The 20,834-nt window shown below is 33.0% G+C and carries 20 protein-coding genes; 7 read left to right on the top strand and 13 right to left on the bottom strand.

Annotation, left to right across the window (positions count from 1 at the left end; translation table 11 throughout):
* Nucleotides 1-2: 2 nt before the first annotated feature.
* The 13 genes from CHB80_RS23530 to CHB80_RS23470 all read right to left on the bottom strand — a co-directional run bounded on the left by CHB80_RS23530 (nucleotide 3) and on the right by CHB80_RS23470 (nucleotide 11,193).
* The gene (locus CHB80_RS23530) at nucleotides 3-194 is read right to left on the bottom strand and encodes a hypothetical protein (protein WP_089373979.1); all 192 of its coding nucleotides are present in this window, start codon (nucleotides 192-194) and stop codon (nucleotides 3-5) included.
* Nucleotides 195-199: 5 nt separating this feature from the next.
* Nucleotides 200-823, bottom strand: coding sequence for a hypothetical protein (locus CHB80_RS23525; RefSeq protein ID WP_089373978.1), 624 nt, complete (start codon nucleotides 821-823; stop codon nucleotides 200-202).
* 205 nt (nucleotides 824-1,028) lie between these two features.
* Nucleotides 1,029-2,690, bottom strand: coding sequence for a hypothetical protein (locus tag CHB80_RS23520; protein WP_089373977.1), 1,662 nt, complete (start codon nucleotides 2,688-2,690; stop codon nucleotides 1,029-1,031).
* Entirely contained in the window at nucleotides 2,674-4,275 is a 1,602-nt protein-coding gene (locus tag CHB80_RS23515) for a hypothetical protein (RefSeq protein ID WP_089373976.1), read from the bottom strand. Before CHB80_RS23515 ends, CHB80_RS23520 begins: the two co-directional genes overlap by 17 nt.
* Entirely contained in the window at nucleotides 4,276-5,007 is a 732-nt protein-coding gene (locus CHB80_RS23510; protein WP_089373975.1) for an AbiV family abortive infection protein, read from the bottom strand.
* A 19-nt stretch (nucleotides 5,008-5,026) separates the two neighbouring features.
* Complete coding sequence (locus CHB80_RS23505; RefSeq protein ID WP_143337240.1) at nucleotides 5,027-5,413, bottom strand: hypothetical protein; 387 nt, start codon at nucleotides 5,411-5,413, stop codon at nucleotides 5,027-5,029.
* 67 nt (nucleotides 5,414-5,480) lie between these two features.
* The gene (locus CHB80_RS23500) at nucleotides 5,481-6,494 is read right to left on the bottom strand and encodes a CBASS cGAMP synthase (protein WP_089373973.1); all 1,014 of its coding nucleotides are present in this window, start codon (nucleotides 6,492-6,494) and stop codon (nucleotides 5,481-5,483) included.
* Nucleotides 6,495-6,562: 68 nt separating this feature from the next.
* Complete coding sequence (locus tag CHB80_RS23495; protein ID WP_089373972.1) at nucleotides 6,563-7,549, bottom strand: CBASS cGAMP-activated phospholipase; 987 nt, start codon at nucleotides 7,547-7,549, stop codon at nucleotides 6,563-6,565.
* A 201-nt stretch (nucleotides 7,550-7,750) separates the two neighbouring features.
* Nucleotides 7,751-8,239, bottom strand: coding sequence for a hypothetical protein (locus tag CHB80_RS23490; protein ID WP_143337239.1), 489 nt, complete (start codon nucleotides 8,237-8,239; stop codon nucleotides 7,751-7,753).
* On the bottom strand, nucleotides 8,226-8,582 hold the full coding sequence (locus CHB80_RS23485) for a helix-turn-helix domain-containing protein (RefSeq protein ID WP_089373970.1): 357 nt from the start codon (nucleotides 8,580-8,582) through the stop codon (nucleotides 8,226-8,228). Before CHB80_RS23485 ends, CHB80_RS23490 begins: the two co-directional genes overlap by 14 nt.
* 280 nt (nucleotides 8,583-8,862) lie before the next feature.
* On the bottom strand, nucleotides 8,863-9,198 hold the full coding sequence (locus CHB80_RS23480) for a replication protein (RefSeq protein ID WP_089373969.1): 336 nt from the start codon (nucleotides 9,196-9,198) through the stop codon (nucleotides 8,863-8,865).
* Nucleotides 9,199-9,239: 41 nt separating this feature from the next.
* Entirely contained in the window at nucleotides 9,240-11,015 is a 1,776-nt protein-coding gene (locus tag CHB80_RS23475; protein ID WP_089373968.1) for a recombinase family protein, read from the bottom strand.
* Nucleotides 10,993-11,193, bottom strand: a complete 201-nt coding sequence (locus CHB80_RS23470) for a hypothetical protein (RefSeq protein ID WP_089373967.1) — start codon at nucleotides 11,191-11,193, stop codon at nucleotides 10,993-10,995. The genes CHB80_RS23475 and CHB80_RS23470 overlap by 23 nt, the downstream gene beginning before the upstream one ends.
* A 156-nt stretch (nucleotides 11,194-11,349) precedes the next feature.
* On the opposite strand from CHB80_RS23470, the gene CHB80_RS23465 reads away from it, so the two are divergent.
* From CHB80_RS23465 to CHB80_RS23440, 7 genes are all read left to right on the top strand, one after another.
* Nucleotides 11,350-12,546 carry a type IV secretory system conjugative DNA transfer family protein gene (locus tag CHB80_RS23465; protein WP_143337238.1) on the top strand — a complete coding sequence of 399 codons (1,197 nt, stop codon included), beginning with the start codon at nucleotides 11,350-11,352 and terminating at the stop codon, nucleotides 12,544-12,546.
* A gap of 54 nt (nucleotides 12,547-12,600) precedes the next feature.
* Nucleotides 12,601-13,071 (top strand): JAB domain-containing protein, encoded by a 471-nt coding sequence (locus CHB80_RS23460; protein ID WP_089373965.1) that lies wholly within the window; start codon nucleotides 12,601-12,603, stop codon nucleotides 13,069-13,071.
* A gap of 13 nt (nucleotides 13,072-13,084) precedes the next feature.
* Nucleotides 13,085-13,879, top strand: coding sequence for a DNA adenine methylase (locus tag CHB80_RS23455; protein ID WP_089373964.1), 795 nt, complete (start codon nucleotides 13,085-13,087; stop codon nucleotides 13,877-13,879).
* A 38-nt stretch (nucleotides 13,880-13,917) separates the two neighbouring features.
* A complete protein-coding gene (locus tag CHB80_RS23450) occupies nucleotides 13,918-14,478 on the top strand; it encodes a hypothetical protein (RefSeq protein WP_089373963.1) in 561 nt (186 codons plus the stop codon).
* A gap of 224 nt (nucleotides 14,479-14,702) precedes the next feature.
* Nucleotides 14,703-14,867, top strand: coding sequence for a hypothetical protein (locus CHB80_RS24815; protein WP_179218260.1), 165 nt, complete (start codon nucleotides 14,703-14,705; stop codon nucleotides 14,865-14,867).
* A 588-nt stretch (nucleotides 14,868-15,455) separates the two neighbouring features.
* Nucleotides 15,456-19,109, top strand: a complete 3,654-nt coding sequence (locus CHB80_RS23445; protein ID WP_089373962.1) for an RHS repeat domain-containing protein — start codon at nucleotides 15,456-15,458, stop codon at nucleotides 19,107-19,109.
* Nucleotides 19,110-19,125: 16 nt separating this feature from the next.
* Nucleotides 19,126-20,834 (top strand): DUF6443 domain-containing protein (locus tag CHB80_RS23440; protein ID WP_244905578.1); only part of this gene is annotated, 1,709 nt, incomplete at its 3' end.

The raw sequence follows: 20,834 nt of genomic DNA, 5'->3' as shown, positions 1-20,834 counted from the left end.
GCTTAAAATCCAAATATTGCCTTACGCCATCCACCAAGTTCATTTGAAAATTCCTTCCCGAAACCTTTCAACTCTTTTGCAAGAGCATCTTTAAAGGTTTTTGATTCCATTTCTGCTTTGGTAAACTTTCCTTTTACTCTGACGGCTTCGGCTAAAGCTTCGAGTACTTTTGGGTCAATATTACTTTTTGCCATGAGTCCTATCTCTTAAAAAGGTTATTGTGATTGAATACTGGTTTCTTTTGGTCTTCAGAAAGTGGTCGTACTCCTGTGTCTTTAGTCATGCGATCAATGACATTGAGTACGGCTTGATGGCAATAGGTTTGAAACATTGAAGCGGTATCAATTTTGTAATACGTGACAGGGTTAAGCATTTTAACGATCTTAAGACCTAACGGGAAACGAGATATGAAGTATTCTATAATTCCTGTTTTGTTTAAAAGCCAAGAGCTGATGAAGAAACCTTTACCAAATGGTGCTGCACATATGTCATACCGATAATTTTTCCAATTCACTCTGAGGTAGAGTCTTCTTCCTGAAAAGATGCTCCCTTCTTTAAGATACACGTTATAGTTATTCATTCCTGAAATGCTCGTACGAGCCAGTTCAGATTTTAATTCAGCATAAAAATCTCTTGATGATAATTTACATTCATCAAGTAAAGTATTCCAATGTGAATGATACTCTTTACGAGTTCTTTTAATAAGAATAAATGTGATTGCAAGTATTACGATCATCCAAAACACATTTGATTCTAAAATGTAATCGCCAAGTGATTCGAGTTGTCTTCCTCTGCGATACTGAGTTAATAATAAAGTAAACATATTTAAAAGTTTTTAAGTTAATAGAACTCGAAAATATGTTAGCCTTTTAGTCCTGCCATTAAAAAGTGATGAGTGCTATTTTTGGGATGATTAGTAAGGTTTAAGCTATGATGAAACCTTGTGAACTAAGGCGAGTTTTAATTATCCTTAAAAAATACCTTTCTGATGCTGTTCCTCTCTATAGGGCACACACAGCAAAATATTATCATTTAATAAATCTTCGCCAAAAAATAGGAAAAGGTAGTTCCCTATGATAACCGCTAGTTATAGTAAAGATCAAATCATATCCAATCTTTACCGCGCTAAAGTCTTTTTCTACTGTAAACAGTTTAATTTCATCTTCAATTTCTTTTTTATAATCATCTAAAGAATCATAAAGATTAATTGAATGTTTGACTTTACCTGATTTTCTGCTGTAATCATTACTCAAATAAAAATTCTCTGTCTCAGGTTTTGGAAACCAAATTTGTAAGTTAAGTTTATTCTTAAATAATTCTACGATTTTTTTTAGATCACTATACGCCTCTGTACTATTAAGTATTGCCGACCAGTCTGCAAGAAGTGTTAACAGCATAGAAGATTTTTCATCTTGCTTTTTAGTCCCAACATAATAATCTACTAAGTTCTCATAATTTGCTCTGAATAGAGGAAAGAAATCTTTTAGTAATTGCGAATCGTGTATTCCAACAACTAGAGTTCTTAACCATTTTACACATTGTTCCTTAAAACCTATAGAATATAAAAATTGAAATGCTGGTGCTATGTCAATTATATGGTCATCATACAATGGATAATGAGAAGGTGGGTTTTTGTTAATTAATTCAATGAGAGCTTCGGCAATGGTAATAGCTGCTTCGTGGTATATAGAAGCTGCATCTGGTGCTTTAGAATCATAATGATATTGATAATGCTTAATTTCAGTTAAACCAATATTTGCAAGAATTCCAATTTCTTCCCAAACAGTTAAGCTATATTCAATTTGATTACGCGAGTAACGTTGTAAACTATGCTCTATATAATAATGACCACTTACTTTTTTAAAGTAAGCAATACCTATTCTTCTTCTTAATATATGAATCTCATAAAACTCTAAATGGACATACTTTTCTTTAAAATGACCTTGTTCATTTAACCATTCAAACGTTTTTAAAATTGTTTTATCTGCTGCATAGATTGCAGATTTAATATACCCGTTGTCTTCTGCCCACTTGAAAACAATATTCAAGCATATTTGTAATAATTTTAATCTTTTAAGAAGTGGTTTTTTAGTTTTTATTGGCTTGTCTAATATTAAATCTACTAATTTTTTGAAATGATTTAAATCATAATCTTTAAGCTCTAAAAAAGCTAAAGTCCTTTTTAATAATAATCGCATTTCAGAATTAAATAATCTTTCTGAAAGTAAGTTGTCTGAAACCATTTTTGAAATATCATCTATACCCCAAAACTGATATTCTAAGTTATTTGCTTTGTATGTTTCTGTGTATTGTGCCCAGCTAACTTGTGTTGTCTGTTCTAATTCACCATTAGTTGCCAAAATAATTTTCTTTGGAAGTTTTTTTTGACTAGAAGTTAATGATATGTTTATAAAAGTTTCTCTTATATCATTTAAAGACTGACGAACACTATTAGGACCAGTGTCCCAAACAGAACGTCTTATGTTTCCTTGTTTTACCGTAATTAAAAATATTTTTTTTATACCGTCAGTATCGTTCCCAATAGCAGCTATATCTACACCATATTGTCTGCCTTTTTGCGGTTTAGAAATAGGAGTAATACCCCTACTAATTAATATATCAATTAATAGAGCATCTAGTTCGCCATCCTCTTTTAAAAGAGCTATATATTCGCTAGTTAGGAAGTTCATTTCTCTGGATATTTTGCCACATTACTCTAAGTTTCATTTGCCCTATTTCGTCAATATATTGAATACGCGGAACTTCAACACTACTACTGAATTTTTGCATTTCTGTTTCTTGGGTATATTCCCCTCCATATTTTGAAAAAAAAGTCTTACCAGCTCTTAGATTAATGTTGGTAAACATACTTAAAAAAGAATTACGTTTTGATTCAGACTCATCCATTAGTTTTTGCATTTGAAAATTCTGTTGCTTTAAGAAATAACTCATTCGTTTGTCAGAAGGTTCAAATTCATTTACTAATTCTAAATCGGAAACTTTTGTATAGTATTCTTCTGAAACCTCAATTATCTGATCAATAATTGATTTAATTATTTTATTAGCTTTTCCTCTTTTTTTCTTTAATATGTCTGTTACAGAATAATAATTTCTTATTAGATAATTTGCATAGAGGCTAGCTATCTGATTTCTTATTCGCTCATTGTTATAGTTTACTTCAAGAATACTATAAAGCATTTCCGAAGCATATTTACGATCTAATACATATCCAACGGTCATGAAGACTAAATAAAGAGAATCAGTTTCAGATGTTTTTTTTAAGATGTCTTTTGGAAATCCAACAGAATCTACTTGCGAACTTAAATCACTTATAATAAGTTGTAAGGCAATTTTATATGAACTTTCTTCTGAGTTTAGCCAATCTAAAAACATTTTTTTGACTACTTCAGGATGAGTAAAATATAAATCGTGAATAATTCCTTTTAAAACTGAGATGTTCTTTAATTTTACTTTGTTATTTACAAGCCAATTATTTATAAATTCAACTATGATATTTGGTTTAGAAGCTATTATAGGTTCTAATCTATATTTTATTAATCCGTAAACACCATCATATTTCGGATCAGTAAATGATAGAAGATTTAAACAGTTTTGAAAATACGTTGGATTTTCTTCGTATTTAAATTCTTCATTTAGTGATCTAGCTACTTCATTTTGAACATCTATGTTTTTTAATCTTAATAATTTTAAAACTATTTCTTTTCCTTTTTCTAACCTATCCAAGTGCTTATTATAGAACCTTGTTATAATACCTAGGTTCATTGTTGATTCACTATCTATAACTTTAATTAAACTATTATTAAGATCGTTTAAAAAAGTTACGTCCTCCACTTCATTTTTAATATTGATTTGGCAAGCTGCTCTAATACCTGTATTAATTTGATTATCATCAACACTATTTATTAATGATAAAATTTTATTAGTAATAGGATAGTCAGTTTCACCTTGATACAAACCACCTAATATTGAGTGACCAAATTCTAAAGTTTCTTTGGTGTTCTTTTGCTCTATCAATTCTAATACCTTAATTGCTTCATTAGGTTTTTGTTTAGCAAATTTTCTAATAGATTCATATATAGAATATCCTGCTCCATCATTTTGAATTCTATTATATAATAATGGCAATGATTCAACGAAATATTCTTTGTCGGATATGTCAAAATTATTACAGTACTTTCTGAAATCCTCCCAAAACTCATAATACTCTGAATCTTGATGTAAATTCTTCAAGAATTTAGTGGTTATACTATCCATTTAATTAATTTTATGAATGTTTTTTATAGAGACCTCTTTTAAACCGTCATTTATAAATAAATGTAATCCTTCTTCTATTTTGTTAATCTCTTTCTTGGATAAATGCTTTGTTATTGATGGATGAAAAAATATTCTTAATTGCTTATAAAATGTTTTGAGTCGAGCATGAATCAACACAATAGAATCATAGTCTTTTTGAGAAATAATCTCATTGGGGTTAAGAATTTTATTTTTATAATCAACATAAAAGCCAGCATTTTTTTGATCATTGAATTTGAGAATATCGTTTATACGTGATATTGTCTGCGATGCTTCCGAAATAACGAGAAGTGCATCGGATGTGAATTCTAAAAATTTATTTAACCAATTTTTAGAAGTAACTGGTAATGATCTTTCAGATTCCCTTTTATCCCATTTCTCGAGACCTTGAAATAGTGACATTCCTGTCTCTATGAACAATTGTAAATTATGTCTAATAACATGGTCTTTAAAGAATCTATTAGCGTCCTTAAGAAGGTATACTCTAAATCCTTTACTATGTAGTAAAACTAGAATTGATTTAATTATTTCTTCTGAACTTAAAATAAGTAATGAACTAGCACTCGCATATGATTCATTTATTTTTGCTAATGTTTGAGAGTCTTTTTGTAACCGCACAGCATTATTATATATATGCTGATGCAGTCCTTTCGATTTCTCTTTTGAGAGATTTATAAAACTTATTTCTTGCACAAAACTTTATTTTTATATTTTAATCAATCGATTTGTTGGTTGTATGAGGTATGAAAGGATGCTCCCATTTTCCTGAAATTAAATACAATTCATAATAGACGAACCATTCTAGCGTCCAAGGCAGGATGGTGTCGTAGATATGATCTTTCTTATAATTCCATATAAAATTATCTACCAAGGGATGATACAAGCATAAATTTTTTTCTTCAGGATAGATATGTATATCATCATTATATTCAACTTGGGGAGAAACTATATATACCCTTGGGACTGTAACACCATCATAAATTAATTTAAATGTATATTCTACAGATAAATCACTTGGTTTTGTTTTTCCGATACAAATTAATTTGTCTGAAATAATTTTACAATCTAAGAATGGATAATATGATTTCAATAACTTCATTTCCCTAATAAGAATTAATCTAATAGGAGAAACAGTATTCTTTTTATGAATTCTATTTTTATGAAATCTACCCGCCAAAATTTGTGTGAATTTTGTTTTTTACTCCTGATGAATTGTTTGAAATTGATCCATCTTTCTGTGAATATGCTGTACCTGTTAAAATATTCTTAGATGTTTTTCTAAGAGAAACTTCTTTAGCATCCACATCAACATCTTCCCCTAATGGGAATTTATCTCTTCCAAGATGCTTTCTCCATAACTTACTTGCTTTGCGCTGATTTGATTCATTTTCTACAGCTTCTATAGCATCATCAACAAAACTATCTAAATTGTCTAGAAAATTATTCATTCGAGTAGAGTCATAATCTGCAAATAAATCATCATAAGGAGTCCCAGGCACTTTACATTCAAAATCCTCCAAAAGAGTATTATGAATTGCTATCAATGTGTCTTTTAATGCTATATCATCTCTATCATTATACTGAATGTTTTCTGTGGCGAGTATTGTCATAGCTAAACCACTAGGCATCTTATTTCTTTTATAATCACCCCAACCCTTTAAATATTTTACAATTCTATTGAGCTGACCATTTTCATCTTTTTCTGAGTTATACCAATCAACGACTTCTCTAGGGTCACTTTCTTGTAAGTCGTCATCTTTTACAGCTAGTAATGGATGATCACAGTCGTCAGGGAAATAATAGACAGGGAAATCTATATGATATTCTGCTTTATACTTTACTCGTATACATTTTTTTCGATGTTCTGTAGGTATAGAAGTTACATCCTTTAATGCTTTTTTCACCCATTTTTGAAGAGTAGTTCCAGTAACGTCCACATCTCTTTTGAAATATACACCGTAATCTAAATCACATTCATTATCCTTTGTTAGAATCATAGTCTTCATTTTATACGAGCCTTGTATATAAAATTCTGGTATATAGTCAGGATGATTCTTTTTAAAATATGATGTGATCTTATCTTGTAAAAAGTTTTTTGAATCTCTAAGTTTATCCTTCTTTTTTTTAGAAATATTTAAGTTATTACTATAGTTTAGAATAAGTCCATTACAGTTAGCCATTCTCTTCTTTTTTCTTTTTTTTATTATTGCTTTTCTTTTCTTTCTTCTTGTCTTTAAACAATAGGTAACTACCTATTGCTAAAATAGGTATCCAATACATCTTGCTTTTGTGTTTGAAAGATTCTTGATGAGCGCTCAATAAACTTTTTTAATTTATCAGGATTTGTCTCATCCATTTTTACATTGAAATTTTGGTCAAAACTTTGGTCTATACGTCGATACTCAAAGTCATTATTAAATTTACTCAGTACAGAAACAGAATTATGTGTAATCTGAGATTGACTTTGCATAAACAGATCAATAATTCTTTTCTTCCAAATCCAATAGAATACTGACCATCTCTTTTTTGAATTTGCTTGACTATACTTTCTATGTCCCGTTCCCAAAGAAAGCATTTTTATTTGTGAGAGATCTTTTTGTAATCGAGTTTGAGCTTCTACAATTCCAATCATGCTAGGGTTATTAGCAAATACTCCACCGTCTACTTTATGTGAAAAATCTTCTGAATGTGAGTCCGTTTCTTTTTTTGTATAACTTCCAGAGTAAGCATTAAAAAATGTAGGTGCCGCAGAAGTTGCCATTGCTACCATATACATTGGTATATGTTGATCTGTCGTTAAATCTTCTTTATGTGGTGTTTTAATTATTTGTGTACTACCTTCAAGTAAACTATATGTTGGGATGAGTAATTTAGTTTTAGCATCTTTAATCTTTGGGTCATTTTTACCGTCATGGTATTTTTTAAATAATTCCCTTATTAAGTGTTCAAGAGGTTTGTTACTATAAAATGCTTTCTTAAATATATTATTCCTTTTCTTTCCAAAAATCGTTTTAGCATTCTCTTGATATAATTGTAAAATTTCTTTTGCTGGAACCCCTAAAGATATTGCTAAGGCTATAATCCCTCCTGTAGATGTTCCACAGATCACATTAAAGTGTTTATGCAATTCCCCTTCTCCTATTTCTTCTTCAATTAATGATAATATTTTAGCAGGAAATACCCCTCTAATTCCACCCCCATCAAGAGAAAGTATTTTAATTTTTTGATCTATCATTTAGTTATTTTAATAGTAGAATGTCAATAACTAAGCCATTTTAAAAACCCTACCAAAAACAAAATAAAACAGACTTAATATCCTCATATATTTATTATTAGCTACTTAATAACACGTATTTCAACGACAATTAAGTGTATTTAAACTAATTTGTCAGTTTATAAAAACACATTTTGAAAATGTGTTTTTTGAGATAGTTAATTATTCTAAATAATGATGCGTCAACATCAACGAGAAAGCATCAAACAATCCCATATTGTAATCCTCTAAATCTGAATTTCTCTTGAATTGTGGTTTACGCGGTTCTAACTCGGGATACCAACTTGCAATCGTTTTTGCTATAGCAAATTTTGATTTACCACCAAAATCTGAAAATACTTCTTTAATCTGTGTTCGTGAATACTTGTAAACAGGAATGTCATGTGCTTCGGCTTCTTGTATAAAGCTATTAATAACCCCTACTGTTCGTTTACTAATCCGATTATCATCATTCTCGTATCCTCGTAAAATAATCAGCGTAGGACGATACTGTTTTAAATACTTATGCAATCGTTTAATATACCGGTCTGTGGTAAAGGGACGTATTTTAGCCATTCCGTAATTCAATAGTTCCTTTGGGTTTTCGCATATCACATACCCCATCCCAAAATAATTAGGATAGAGTACTAGCGTCAACTCAGGCGCTTGCATAGTGTGTATGTAACCCTTCTAAGCGTTCAATTACGATATCAAGATTTGTTATTCGTTTAACAACCGTTGTTGTAGGATATCCTTCTTCTAAGACACTTTTTAGTTTGCTTGCTCGTTCCATACAATCAAAAGTGATTTCGGGATAGTGATATTTAAAAAGTCGTTCAAGAGGTATTTTGAGAATAATGTGGTATGCAAGAGCAATACGCATATTGGCATCGAGTTTCCCTGATTCTATTTTTGAGAGATTGCCAACATCATAGCCGATTATCGTTGCCATATCTTGCAATGATAATCCAGTGCGTTCTCTATTAATTTTTAAAAAGTTTTGTGCGTTTGTCATATGAAATTAATGGGGTGTGGATGTTATTTCTGTTCCAACACCTACGTGACATCATAGACGCTTTAAAAATTATGTCTTAGATAGACGAGATTGTATATATTACAAAATTTCTTCGCTCACGCTCCGCTTTTTGTGGATGCTTTGGGAATAAGTAGTACGATTTAAAAAAAGTATGGTGATATGAGAAGTTGTTATTGAGATAGTCGTTACTTCCAAGTACATATTGTATGTATAATTATTGTAGTCTGACTTTACTTCTATACTTTGACGCTGTTAACTTCTAAGGTGGTGGTATAAAGCAGTAAAAGAGCTTGTATGCCCTTCTGCGTTCTCTAGTGGTAGTAACTAGCCTTCCCTGTTCGTTTTTAGCTTTAATCAAGCCTTTATCAAGCAATGAGGATAGAGCTTCAGAGACGGAGCGTTGTGATAGATTGGTTTTTTTGACAAAAAACCGTCCTGAAATCCAATCCCATTGCTTGTGCTTTTTAGTTCCAGGTTCTACAAATCCATAGGTTTGACGAATGATGATAAGTAGGACTTTAAGTTCTGCATAGCCGAGCTTGGGAAGAAGGTGAAAGAAAGGATTAGGAACATTAGTAAATGGGTAGTATGACATCTCATTACTATACTGATAGCTAATTATGAGATATAGGTAACCTATTTTGTGGAAATACTATGATTCGCAGAAAGTACTATTTTTAGGGTATGGATCATTGTTTGAATCGATGATCTTTTCGGTAAGAGTTCAAGAAGTGACACATTGGGGTCACCCAATGCACCAAATCGGTGTTCAAAACACTCTAAACCTGAATTAAGCTTATATTTTAAGCCTTTTTCAGAAATATAAAGTTCGAGAAAGAGGATTTTTAAGATTTCCTCTTTTTCATTAGTTTCTGCAAAATCGTAGTATTTAGCAATGGTTTTAAGAAGTTCGGAAAGTTCAACAATCTCTTTGAGCATTTCCATCATAGCTATATCTGAAATTTGCTCTTGTTCTTGAAATCCTAATAATTTAGTATTGATACTATCTTGCTCTAGTAAGTATTCTTCCGAACTGTATACGCCTGTTTGTAACAAAGTAAGTTTATTACTCGAAAGGAATGCTAGCTTATCACGAAGTTGCTTTTTCTTTAAATCTATTTCGTCGAATTCTTTTCGACGTTTTTCTTCTAAAAGGGCAAGATCAGTTTGATAAATAGCATTAAATTGAGAAAGCTCATCACAGCTCAAATGTAGTTTTTGGATTAAAATAGTTGTTTGCTCTTCTATAGAAGATAGGTTACAACTTCGCAAGGTATTACTACAATCCTTTTGACAACGCGTCGAATAGTATATGTGTCCTTTTTTTGTATATGGAGTATAGGAACGCTTGCAAACCCCACAACGAAATATCCCACGATATGGGAGGTTAAGCTTCTTATCATAATATACACTTACTTTTCGTTTTTTAAGAGCTTGTTGTACTTGAATATAAATTTTATTTTCTACCAAAGCTTTGTGACTATTACTATCAACATAATCCCCATCTGTTCCTTTAATCATTCCCAAATAAAAAGGATTAGAAAGAATACGACTAATATTGCCTGCATTTAAAGGGCGAGAGATTTTGGGAATTTCTTCAATATCTTCTTCTTCGGCAAGCATTTCTTCTGAAGTGCGTTGACGCCTCATAGGCACTCCTACTAGCCCTATTTCTTTTGCATAACGTACCAAATCATTTAAGCTATAATTTCCTGTTGCACATCGTTCAAAGAGTTTTTTTATTAATGGAGCACGTACAGGGTCAAAAGGTTTTTCATACATTGATCCTGTATTTAAATAACCAATGGGAGCGCGATAAGTGCAAATTCCTCTACTGCGTAAGTTACGTGTAGCAATGGTTACCTTCTCACTCGTTACCCTCGAACGATGACGAGAAAACATACTGTCAATATCCATATGCAAAGCTCCTGCACTCGTATCTTCATAGGTAGCATAGGAAAATCGAACATCTACACCTGAACGCATTAATTTTCGAATAATAGTATCATCACCTTTATTTCTGCTCATACGATCCCAAGACAAAGCCACTATTCCTTTAAAATAACCTTTTCCTACCATTTCTAATAGTTTTTGAAATTTTGGGCGTTCGATACGATATTGCACCATTCCGTCTTTCGTAAAGAAGACATCATCATCCTCTTTAAATCCAGAATGACGTTCAGAGACAATTCCATCAGCACAAAATCCCTTGATCGTTAAAGGTGCGATGGCAAGCTCTGCGCTTTTAACAAAACGAATATTTTCAGACTTTTGATAACTGATAGAATTTTTCTGGTTATCTGGTTCGTCGGTACTTTTACGCACATAAATTAAATATTGATGCGTATAAGTACCGTTTTGAATATCTTTTAAAAGCGCTCTTTCAATGTTACTGAGTTGGGGGTACTTCATTTTTATCAATGGCTACCTTCTGAATTTCTCCATTAATCATTGTATATCCCTCCTTACGCATTCGGATATGAATACGTTTAAGTACCTGTGATAATTCATAAAGAATAAGTAATGCTTCTTCAGGAAGTGGTCCTTTTTCAATGATCTCTTTATGTCGTTGTCCGTGTAGCATTTTCATAATGACATGAAAAAATAAGACTAGCAAGTCAAACTTTTAATATTCACAGTATAGTAGAACTTTTTATACTTTCTGTAGATAACCAATTTTGTAACTACTATTAGCAAAACAGGATATCTATATACACCTCCTTTGCCACGCTACACTCATAGTGTTATGCAGTATCTCAATCCCTACATTTCATATTTCGCTCGTACTGATTTTAGGGATGATAGACGACTCGTAGGTCTTTACCAACACGACAGGATTAATGGAGCTATGTATCTCTTAGGACGTACAGGAAGCGGAAAATCTAATGTAATGAAAGTATTACTGTACCAAGATATTCTCCAACATCGTGGTGCTTGCCTTATGGATGTTTCTGGGCAACTTGTCCAAGAAGTACTTGAAATCATACCGACATATCGAAGAAAAGATATTGTGCTTCTTGATGCTACTGATCCGAATATTAGTCTTGGGTATAATCCGTTACGAAAAACTAGCAAAGCCAATCACGCCTTAGTTACTTCTAGTATCCTCGATACTTTTAAAAAGCTATGGGGAGAACAAGGTTGGGGTGTTCGCGTTGAATATCTTATGAGAAATGTATTATTATCTCTCCAAGAACAGCCCTTTAAGGTAAGCTTTGCTGATATTCCTAAGATACTCTTGGATGATGTGTATAGGAATAAATGTATAGGTTATCTTGAGAATGAAGAACTGATTCGATTTTGGGGAAAAGAATTTCCTAAATTCTCAAAGACAGATACTCTCCCTGCTCTTAATAAAGTTTCTGGGTTTTTATCTATTCCCATACTTCGAAAGATACTTGTAGATAATACAGAACAGGTCTCATTGCGTCAAATTATGGATCGTCAGCAAATTTTGCTTGTAAATGTGGCTAAGGGAAAAATTGGAAATGATGGAGTACATCTTCTTGCTTCCCTCTTACTTGGCGGTATGGCATCTGCTGGATTTTCTCGTATTGATACACCAGAAAACAGACGTAAGCCGTTTATTCTGTATTTAGATGAGTTTCATAACTACACCTCTGATAATCTAATTTTTATGATTTCAGAATTGAGAAAATTTTCTATCGGATTTGTGTTTGCTCACCAGTATGTCGGGCAGTTAAAAAATTCTATTCGCGAAGCGATACTTGGTAACGTAGGTACGATTGTTGCCTTTACTTTGGGAACGGATAGTAAGATAATGGAGCGCATTTTCTATCCTGTATTTGCGGCGACTGATTTTATCAACCTTCCACAATATCACGTATATATAAAACTTCTTATTAATGGACGCGTATCTCAAGGATTCTCTGCTACTACTCTTACTCTTCAAGACATCGGTTACAAAAAGGATTATCTATAAGGTAGCCCTTTTGTCATTCATACTGGTTTCAAATGAACCTTAATTCAATAGTCTATGAAACCAATAAAACGAACCACGCTCGATCTTGATGCGTGTTATGAAATCCAAATCCATTACAAACGTAAAATCTATGATATTTCTAAAAAAATATCTAAAAGTGAATCCGCTGCTGAAATCTTTCGTGGCTTTATAGATACTGATCGCCTTGACTATAAAGAGTTCTTTATAATTCTCTTACTTACCCATGCAAATCAAGTTATTGCTATTAGCGAAGTATCTATAGGATGCACTCATGGAACAATAGTAAATATTAAAGAAATTGTTCAGCAAGCACTTTTAACTAATACTTCAGGAGTCATTGTATGCCACAATCATCCCTCTGGAGAACTCACAAAATCTGCCTCAGATGAGACAGTTACAAAACGTATCAAAGGAGCCCTTGGGTTACTTGATATTAAATTACTCGATCATATTATCTTAACTACTGAAAGCTATACCTCCTTTGCTGATGAAGGATGGTTATAGTTTTTGATCTTTTATGCCTAAAACCCCTATTACATATTACGGTGGCAAACTCAATATGCTATCTTATATTCTCCCTTTAATTCCAGAACATACCATCTACACCGAAGCCTTTTTTGGTGGAGGTGCTGTCTTTTTCGCTAAAGCGAAATCTGAATCAGAAACCATTAATGACACGAATAACCTTGTCATTACTTTCTATGAGATAGTTAAAACTGATTTTGTTTCGCTTAAAGCGAAAATAGAGGCAACTCTATTTTCAAGAGCAACCTATTCTGTTGCCCTTGCGATCTATCGAATGCCACACTTATTTAACAAACTACAGCAAGCATGGGCGTTTTACATTGCTGCCAATATGGGCTTTGCCTGTAACGTAGGATCGTGGGGATATGATAAGTATGGAAAACGGGTAAAAGCTTTTAGGAATAAGAAGATTGCTTTTGATGAGTCGATTTATAAACGGTTAGAGAATGTACAGGTTGAAAATAACGATGCCTTAAAAGTAATTACTAGTCGTGATGCTGATGATGCCTTTCATTATATCGATCCTCCGTATATAAATTCTGATCAAGGATTGTATGGCGGGTATACCGAAAACGATTATCGTAAGTTACTTGATACGCTTTCTAATATCAAAGGAAAATTTCTCTTGTCTTCATACCCTTCTGAAATTCTCGATGAATACATCCAAAAAAATAGATGGTATACCAAACATTTTGAAAAACCACTTAATGCCAGTCTTGGAAAAAGTGGTGAGGCTCGGACTTCTAAAAAAATAGAAGTACTAACCGCTAATTACCCTATTGAATAACATAAACAAATAATTACTAATTTTTAAAACTGAATATTATGGAAACACCAAGTATTGTTGATACGCTGATACAGAATATCAGCACCGATCAAGAACTCTTAAAAGATGCTGACGCAAAGATCACTCAAGCCAAAGAAGAAAAAGCAACTGTTGCAGATCGCCTCAAAGGCTATCGAAAAGAAGTAGAAGTTTTTTTAAAGTATGCCAATGAAGAACAAAAGAAACAGATTGAAGCCTTTGGGTTTGATACCGTTCAAACCAAAAGCGGATTAAATGATGTGGCCACACATGCATTAAATATTATTATGGAAGCAAAAGGTAATTTCCTTACCAATGATGAGCTCTATACCATTTATGCAGGAAGTCATCCAAATCCTAAAGAGGTAGTAAACTATACCGCTTTTAATATTAAGTGTAGACCACTGTTTAATTCTCAAAAACTGCTTCGCAAAAAAGCAGCAGATGGACTCTCGTCCCGTGAGGACATCATTTCATTAAATGGGACGCCTATAAAAAAAGGAGCTCCTAAAACCATTGCTCTTAAAAAAGGTATATTAAATGAAGACAAGAAAGATGATACCACAGTAAAGGAAAAGTAAGGCAATAGATAACGCCTTATGGCTCAACTTCGAAAACCGTACTACTGATAAAGAATACGGAGTTATTCAAAAGTATTGAACACGATTATTTAATTATAACTGTCGATCATCCAACGGTTGTTGGAGAAACTTTTGAGATACTACCCGATAGCTACACTTTCCTTTGTTATGATAGGATTGCAGAGATCTTTACAGATCGTAATCCATTATGGTTTGGGGAAGAGTTGAAAGGTACTTTTGGAACATTGAATGGAGAACTCTTACGTTTTATTCTTGTCAATAATATCCCTCTTGAAAAGCCTATTCGTTATAGTTTATCTGCTCGTGGGTATGACAAGGAAATGAAATGGGTTGGATTTAACAATGCCAAAGAGATTTGGCTTAAATAACTCAATACTAAAAAAGCACCTTATTACAGGTGCTTTTTCTCTGGTGTGGTGGTGTGGTGCTTTGTATTTTATGTCATTGTCATTAATCATAAAAATACATAGGTATATACGTCGCATTTACTTTTTATAGATTACAACAACCTTGTTTTTCTCTTCTTATTGCTTACAACACATTCTCTTTTCTGCCTATATTTAGTATTAACAAAAAAATAACACACAATAATACTATATACTTCAATACGTTAAGGAATATTGACATCATTAAATCAATCTTTTCAGTAAGTAACTGTAAAAATACAAGTAATAATTTTTTACTTTTAAAGTTATAAAATTGAATTGATTAACTGATTAACCATCATACCATCGCTTCATTTTTAACAAAAAAAGCACCACACCCCTTTTTATCGAAACAACAGATACGTCTGTAAATATATCTATGTGTCATTTTCTTATTTGACTCATGGGGTTATTTGTATTTGTGTCTATAAACTAAATTAGTAACTCATATAATACTCAATTATGATTAAAAAATCATTGTGCTTAAATCGAAGGTTTATTTTGTATTTGCAAGCCTTGTTATGTCTTTCAATGAGCGTATATGCTCAAGAAACAACCAATGAAGCTGCTTTTAATTATGAATCAGAACTTAATCGTTCTGTTCCAATTCCAAACTCTCCAGAGGCTGAAGCTTTCACTCAGTATGGAAATACACCTGTAAATATGTATGCTGGATCACCAGAGATAGGTATTCCTATTTACACCCATCAAGGAAGGGAACTCAATCTTCCAGTAAATCTTAGCTATGATGCATCTGGGGTTAAAGTAGAACAATTAGCTACAAGTGCAGGATTAGGCTGGAATCTAGCAGTTGGAGGTCGTATCTCTCGTGTTGCTAATGGAAATCCTGATGATTATATCCAGTCAGGAATAACCCCTTATGTAAGCTTTTGGAATAATGATATTCGTGACAAAATGCTTAAATATTACGATGAGTCAACTTCTTTTGCTACTAGAGACTCTATTGTTATGTATTTTGATTTTATGAATAGTATCAGCATTAATGAAATTGATACCCAGCCTGATTATTATAGTTTAAATGCAATTGGAATTAATGATTACATCGCTTTTGACGTTGAAACCCGTCAAGCATATGCACTTAACAATCCACATATCAAAGTGGATTTTATCACAACTCCTGCAAGTGCTAATGGTATGCGGAGTATTACTAAGTGGACTGTAACAGGCGCAGATGGAACAAAATATTATTTTGATGAAGCAGAAATCACAGATTTTGATGGAGATGATATGAATCAACAATATGCGACCTTTAAAACCTATAACTCTTCATGGGTACTTACCAAAGTAGAATCAGCTAATAGAAAAGATACTTATATTTTCAATTACACCAAATTAGCACCTTGGTCTCAAAATTTTAGTGTCTCTGGATATTCGGCTTATACCTATACTATTGATGAAAACACTCCTGCTAATGTTCCGTCACCTCCTTTTGTGACAAGTTCTGTACCTTTTATAAGAATTGAACAACAACGACTAGATAATATACTACACAATGGAAAAGAAATTGTTTCTATTGCATATGAAAACAGATATGACATTGGAGCCTCCGATGCTATCGATGCTATTACTGTCAAAAACGGCACTACTCAAGATTATAAAACCTATGACTTTCTTACATCTTATTTTGGGATTAATGACAATCAATCCCCAAGTGGACAACAAGCCTCGAATATCAGATTAAAACTCAACGGTATTGATATTAGATCAAACACCAATGACTTATATCAAAAGTATCGATTTGAATATTTCTCTCCTGATCAGGTACCTTCTGTAGTTAGTAAAGCTCAAGACTATATGGGCTATTATAACGGAAAAGGATCAAATGGAGTGCTTTTTCCTGAAGTAACTGTAGGGCAGCATACGTTTGGTGGTGCAGATCGTTCCATTAATTTTAGCGATGCTATCAAAGGAACACTTTCAAGAATTTACTATCCAACAGGTGGATATACTGACTTTGAATTTGAACCGCATACTACCCCTGCTGAGATTTCGGATGTTGATGAGAACACGCATACTCAGGTATATGCAAGTCAATTATTAGTAGGAGGTATTGATAATAATATATCTTGTACAGACGCTGATTCCTTTTGCGAGTGTAATAGTGGTTGGTGTAATGATGAGTACGGTCCAGGACAAAGCCCTAATTTTACTAATACTAGTTTTGATGTCCAAGAAGCAGGAAACTATACCCTAAAATATATCGAAACAAATTCTAATGGAGGAAATGTTCCTTCAGGAGGAACAGGAATGAAAGCCTATGCTTTTAAAGTGTCTAACAATACCAACTGTGGTCCAGCTCCTATTCTTGATACAGATCAAATTCTCAATCCAAGTGGAAATGGTAACTTGTTAATCGATAGTGCTGATGTTGTTTTTAGTAAATACGATGATCAATATCAACTTGATGTAGATGGAGAAATGAGTGTGTATTTAACTCCTGGGTGTTATCAAATATTATTAGTAAATCCTAATAATCAAATCACACAGTTCTTGCAAGTAAGTAGAGTGGAAACTACAATAGATTCTCCTGGAGAACTAGCTGATGTACAAAGAGCAGGTATTCGTATAAAAACGATTAAGAATTATACTAATGCTAATGAATTAGCAACGGAAAAAGAATATGTTTACAAAGTAGCTAGAACTTCTACGGCTGATTCTTCTGGAAATATTATTTTCAATCCACAATTTTATACAATTAATAATGGCATTAGTCTTGGTGGTCTCAATGGTTGTGAGATTATCGACGCAACCTCTATATCTGTAGTAGGAAGTTCCAGTGGAGGAAGTCAACCCCATGTTGCCTATTCTCGTGTATATGAAATCTTAAAAAAAGGAACAACACCAGAAGATAATGGAGGGTATACGAGACATGATTTTTATATTGATCAGAATACAGGCTTACACTCTTCTGGAGTTCCACCTAATGTAAGTTCTTATAGACCATCACTTGCCGTTGGACAACAAATAGGGAGTGCTGTTTTTGACGCTTCTTATACCGCTCTTCAAGAAATAAGTTCTGAACTAGCCACAAATTCTTCCTCTTATAAGTATTTTGGAAGTTTTGGACTCTATGTAATCAATAAACCTGAAAAGAACTTTGATCTATTGATTTCTAAACCATATTTAGGAGGATATACGTATGATTTTCAGCAAAAACAGTATGGTCTCTTTAGTACTGGTGCTGGAGATGGGTCTACAGCATGTGCCTATGTATATCCAGATAGACCTTTAGACTGGCATTTACATATAAGAAATTATGTACCCTCTTTTGAACTTAGATCGTCGGCAGTACAAGGAGCTGTAGGAGGTATGATTAGTCAAACTTCCACACAATTTTTTGGAAATATGTCTGAAGGCAAAAAATTACAAACAGTAGATACCTTTGAGTATGACAATAATATTGGACATCTTTTAAGAAAGAAAACAACAACTCTTGAAGATGATGAACAAATCACTCAACAATATGTGTATTCTTTAGAGCTAACGGATCCTGTATATCTTCAAATGCAAACTCGTAATCAACTTCAGATGCCCGTAGAGATAACTACTACGTCAGATAATGCAATAAATACGCGAAAGAGTAATTACACGGCAGTAGGAAATGGGTTTTATCCCACTTCTATTGAAATTGCTAATAATCTTATCGATCCTGTAACTGGAATACAGTCAAGCCATCCAGAAGAAGGACGGATATATTTTGAGTATTATACCAATGGTAATATTAAGGAATCATATCAATTAGATATATCAAATAGTACAACTCCTAGTGCAACGGAAAAAATAAACAAGGTATCTTATATATGGGGATATGATAATAGATACCCTATTGTTAAAGTAGCTAATGCATCGCATTCAGAGATTGCTTCTTATGTGTCTTCTTTAGTTAGTCTTGCTCAAGCTGACAACGATAGAACTCTAGGGTATCAAGGAAATGAAGGAGCTTTACGTCAAGCACTTGATGCGATGCGCAATAATCCATCACTCAGTCATACCCAAATAAGCACCTATACCTATGATCCGCTTATCGGAGTGACTTCTATGACCGATCCTAGAGGGTATACCATGTATTACGAATATGACAATCTACATAGGCTTAAATATGTCAAAGATGCAGATGGAAATATCCTTACTGAAAATGAATATAATTACAGATTCAATAACTAATATCCAATATTTAAAGATGAAAAAATTAATAGCATTTGCATTGTTGCTTTTTCCAGTATTTAGTATTGGACAGACAACAACAGAAAATTATGTAAAAACAACCGCATATCAAATAGCAACTCAAACAGGGACTGTTACGGACGATCAGAAAATAGAAACTATTTCATATTATGATGGATTAGGAAGAGCTAAACAAACAGTATCAGCAAAAGCGGGTGGAGATAAACAAAATATTGTACAACTCATTACCTATGATTCTTTAGGAAGAACAAACAAGCAATATTTGCCTTATGCAACAGGAGCAGAGATTCCAAATTCATTAGATTTTACAAATCAAGGGATTTTAAAAAGTAGTATCGAGACTTTTTATAATACTACTAAATATGAAAACACCTTGAACCCTTATAGTGAAACTCTTTTTGAAAACTCTCCACTTAATAGACCAGTAAGGCAAGGAGCACCCGGAAATAGTTGGAAAATTCAAAAGGATTCAATATACGATCATACTGTTCATTACATCTACACAACTAACACTGTAAGTGATGCGAATGATCAAGGCGATGATGTACTAGACTTTGAAGTGATCTTTAATGGGAACGATATTACCCAACCATCATTGCAATTAGTTGGAATTCATCCAGAAAACAATTTATCAAGAACCATTATTCAGGATGAAAACTTCGAGCAAGTATTGGCTCCTACAGGACCCTCTGGCCCATTTGATCCTCCTTTACAAGAACATCAGATAGTAGAGAGTGGTAATCATGCCAGTGAAGAGTTTACTAATAAAAAAGGACAAGTTATTTTAAAAAGAACCTATAACAATGATATAGCTCATGATACGTACTATATTTATGATGACTTTGGAAATCTCACCTATGTTCTATCACCAGAAGCAAGTAATCAAATCGTAAGCGGAAATAATCTAGTAAGTAATCATCAAGAGGTATTAGATAAACTTGGATATCAATACAAATATGACTATCGAAACCGTCTTATTAAAAAGAAAATCCCTGCCAAAGGATGGGAATCTATTGTGTACAATAGACTAGATAAACCTATCCTAACTCAGGATGCAAATCAGTATACTAAAACCCCTAAAAGAGAGTGGCTTTTTACCAAGTATGATGCATTTGGACGAGTGGTCTATACAGGAATTAAAAGAGCTAATATCTCTAGAACAACGTTTCAAATAATAGCTAATGATCCTGCTAATTTGGAGCAATATGAGCAAGTATCTCCTACTCTTAACGTTGATACAGGAATTTATTACAGCTCTGATGCAATACCAGCTGCTTTTGATCCAGCGCTAGATGAAATCCTTACAGTAAACTATTATGACACCTATAAGGATTTAGGTGGATATACCTTACCTACTTCAGTATATGGACAAGCTGTAACGACAAATACCAAAGGACTTCCTACGGTATCAAAAGTACGTGTATTAGGAACTGATCATTGGATTACAACCCTTACACTCTATGATGAGAAAGCACGCCCTATTTTTGCTCGTAGTGAAAACACTTATCTAGGTACGATTGATACTTCAGAATCTCTTTTAGATTTTACAGGAAAAGTACTAGAGAGTAGAACTTCTCATCAAAAATCAGGACATCAAGAAGTTATCACTAAAGATTTCTTTAGCTATGATCATCAAAATAGGCTGATTACTCATATGCAACAGATCGATAATGAGCCTGTACAACTTATTGCTAGTAATACCTA

Source organism: Dokdonia pacifica, assembly GCF_900188275.1.
GTDB lineage: Bacteria > Bacteroidota > Bacteroidia > Flavobacteriales > Flavobacteriaceae > Dokdonia > Dokdonia pacifica.
The sequence above is the reverse complement of the archived record's forward strand: the minus strand, read 5'-3'. Positions and strand labels throughout refer to the sequence as shown.

Coding starts and splice junctions, on each gene's coding strand:
- CHB80_RS23445 (WP_089373962.1), top strand. CDS start 15,456: ATGAGCGTATATGCTCAAGAAACAACCAATGAAGCTGCTTTTAATTAT.
- CHB80_RS23520 (WP_089373977.1), bottom strand. CDS start 2,690: ATGAACTTCCTAACTAGCGAATATATAGCTCTTTTAAAAGAGGATGGC.
- CHB80_RS23485 (WP_089373970.1), bottom strand. CDS start 8,582: ATGACAAACGCACAAAACTTTTTAAAAATTAATAGAGAACGCACTGGA.
- CHB80_RS23480 (WP_089373969.1), bottom strand. CDS start 9,198: ATGTCATACTACCCATTTACTAATGTTCCTAATCCTTTCTTTCACCTT.
- CHB80_RS23495 (WP_089373972.1), bottom strand. CDS start 7,549: ATGATAGATCAAAAAATTAAAATACTTTCTCTTGATGGGGGTGGAATT.
- CHB80_RS23525 (WP_089373978.1), bottom strand. CDS start 823: ATGTTTACTTTATTATTAACTCAGTATCGCAGAGGAAGACAACTCGAA.
- CHB80_RS23530 (WP_089373979.1), bottom strand. CDS start 194: ATGGCAAAAAGTAATATTGACCCAAAAGTACTCGAAGCTTTAGCCGAA.
- CHB80_RS23515 (WP_089373976.1), bottom strand. CDS start 4,275: ATGGATAGTATAACCACTAAATTCTTGAAGAATTTACATCAAGATTCA.
- CHB80_RS23450 (WP_089373963.1), top strand. CDS start 13,918: ATGGAAACACCAAGTATTGTTGATACGCTGATACAGAATATCAGCACC.
- CHB80_RS23455 (WP_089373964.1), top strand. CDS start 13,085: ATGCCTAAAACCCCTATTACATATTACGGTGGCAAACTCAATATGCTA.
- CHB80_RS23490 (WP_143337239.1), bottom strand. CDS start 8,239: ATGCAAGCGCCTGAGTTGACGCTAGTACTCTATCCTAATTATTTTGGG.
- CHB80_RS23500 (WP_089373973.1), bottom strand. CDS start 6,494: ATGGCTAACTGTAATGGACTTATTCTAAACTATAGTAATAACTTAAAT.
- CHB80_RS23465 (WP_143337238.1), top strand. CDS start 11,350: ATGCAGTATCTCAATCCCTACATTTCATATTTCGCTCGTACTGATTTT.
- CHB80_RS23475 (WP_089373968.1), bottom strand. CDS start 11,015: ATGAAGTACCCCCAACTCAGTAACATTGAAAGAGCGCTTTTAAAAGAT.
- CHB80_RS23460 (WP_089373965.1), top strand. CDS start 12,601: ATGAAACCAATAAAACGAACCACGCTCGATCTTGATGCGTGTTATGAA.
- CHB80_RS23470 (WP_089373967.1), bottom strand. CDS start 11,193: ATGAAAATGCTACACGGACAACGACATAAAGAGATCATTGAAAAAGGA.
- CHB80_RS23505 (WP_143337240.1), bottom strand. CDS start 5,413: ATGAAGTTATTGAAATCATATTATCCATTCTTAGATTGTAAAATTATT.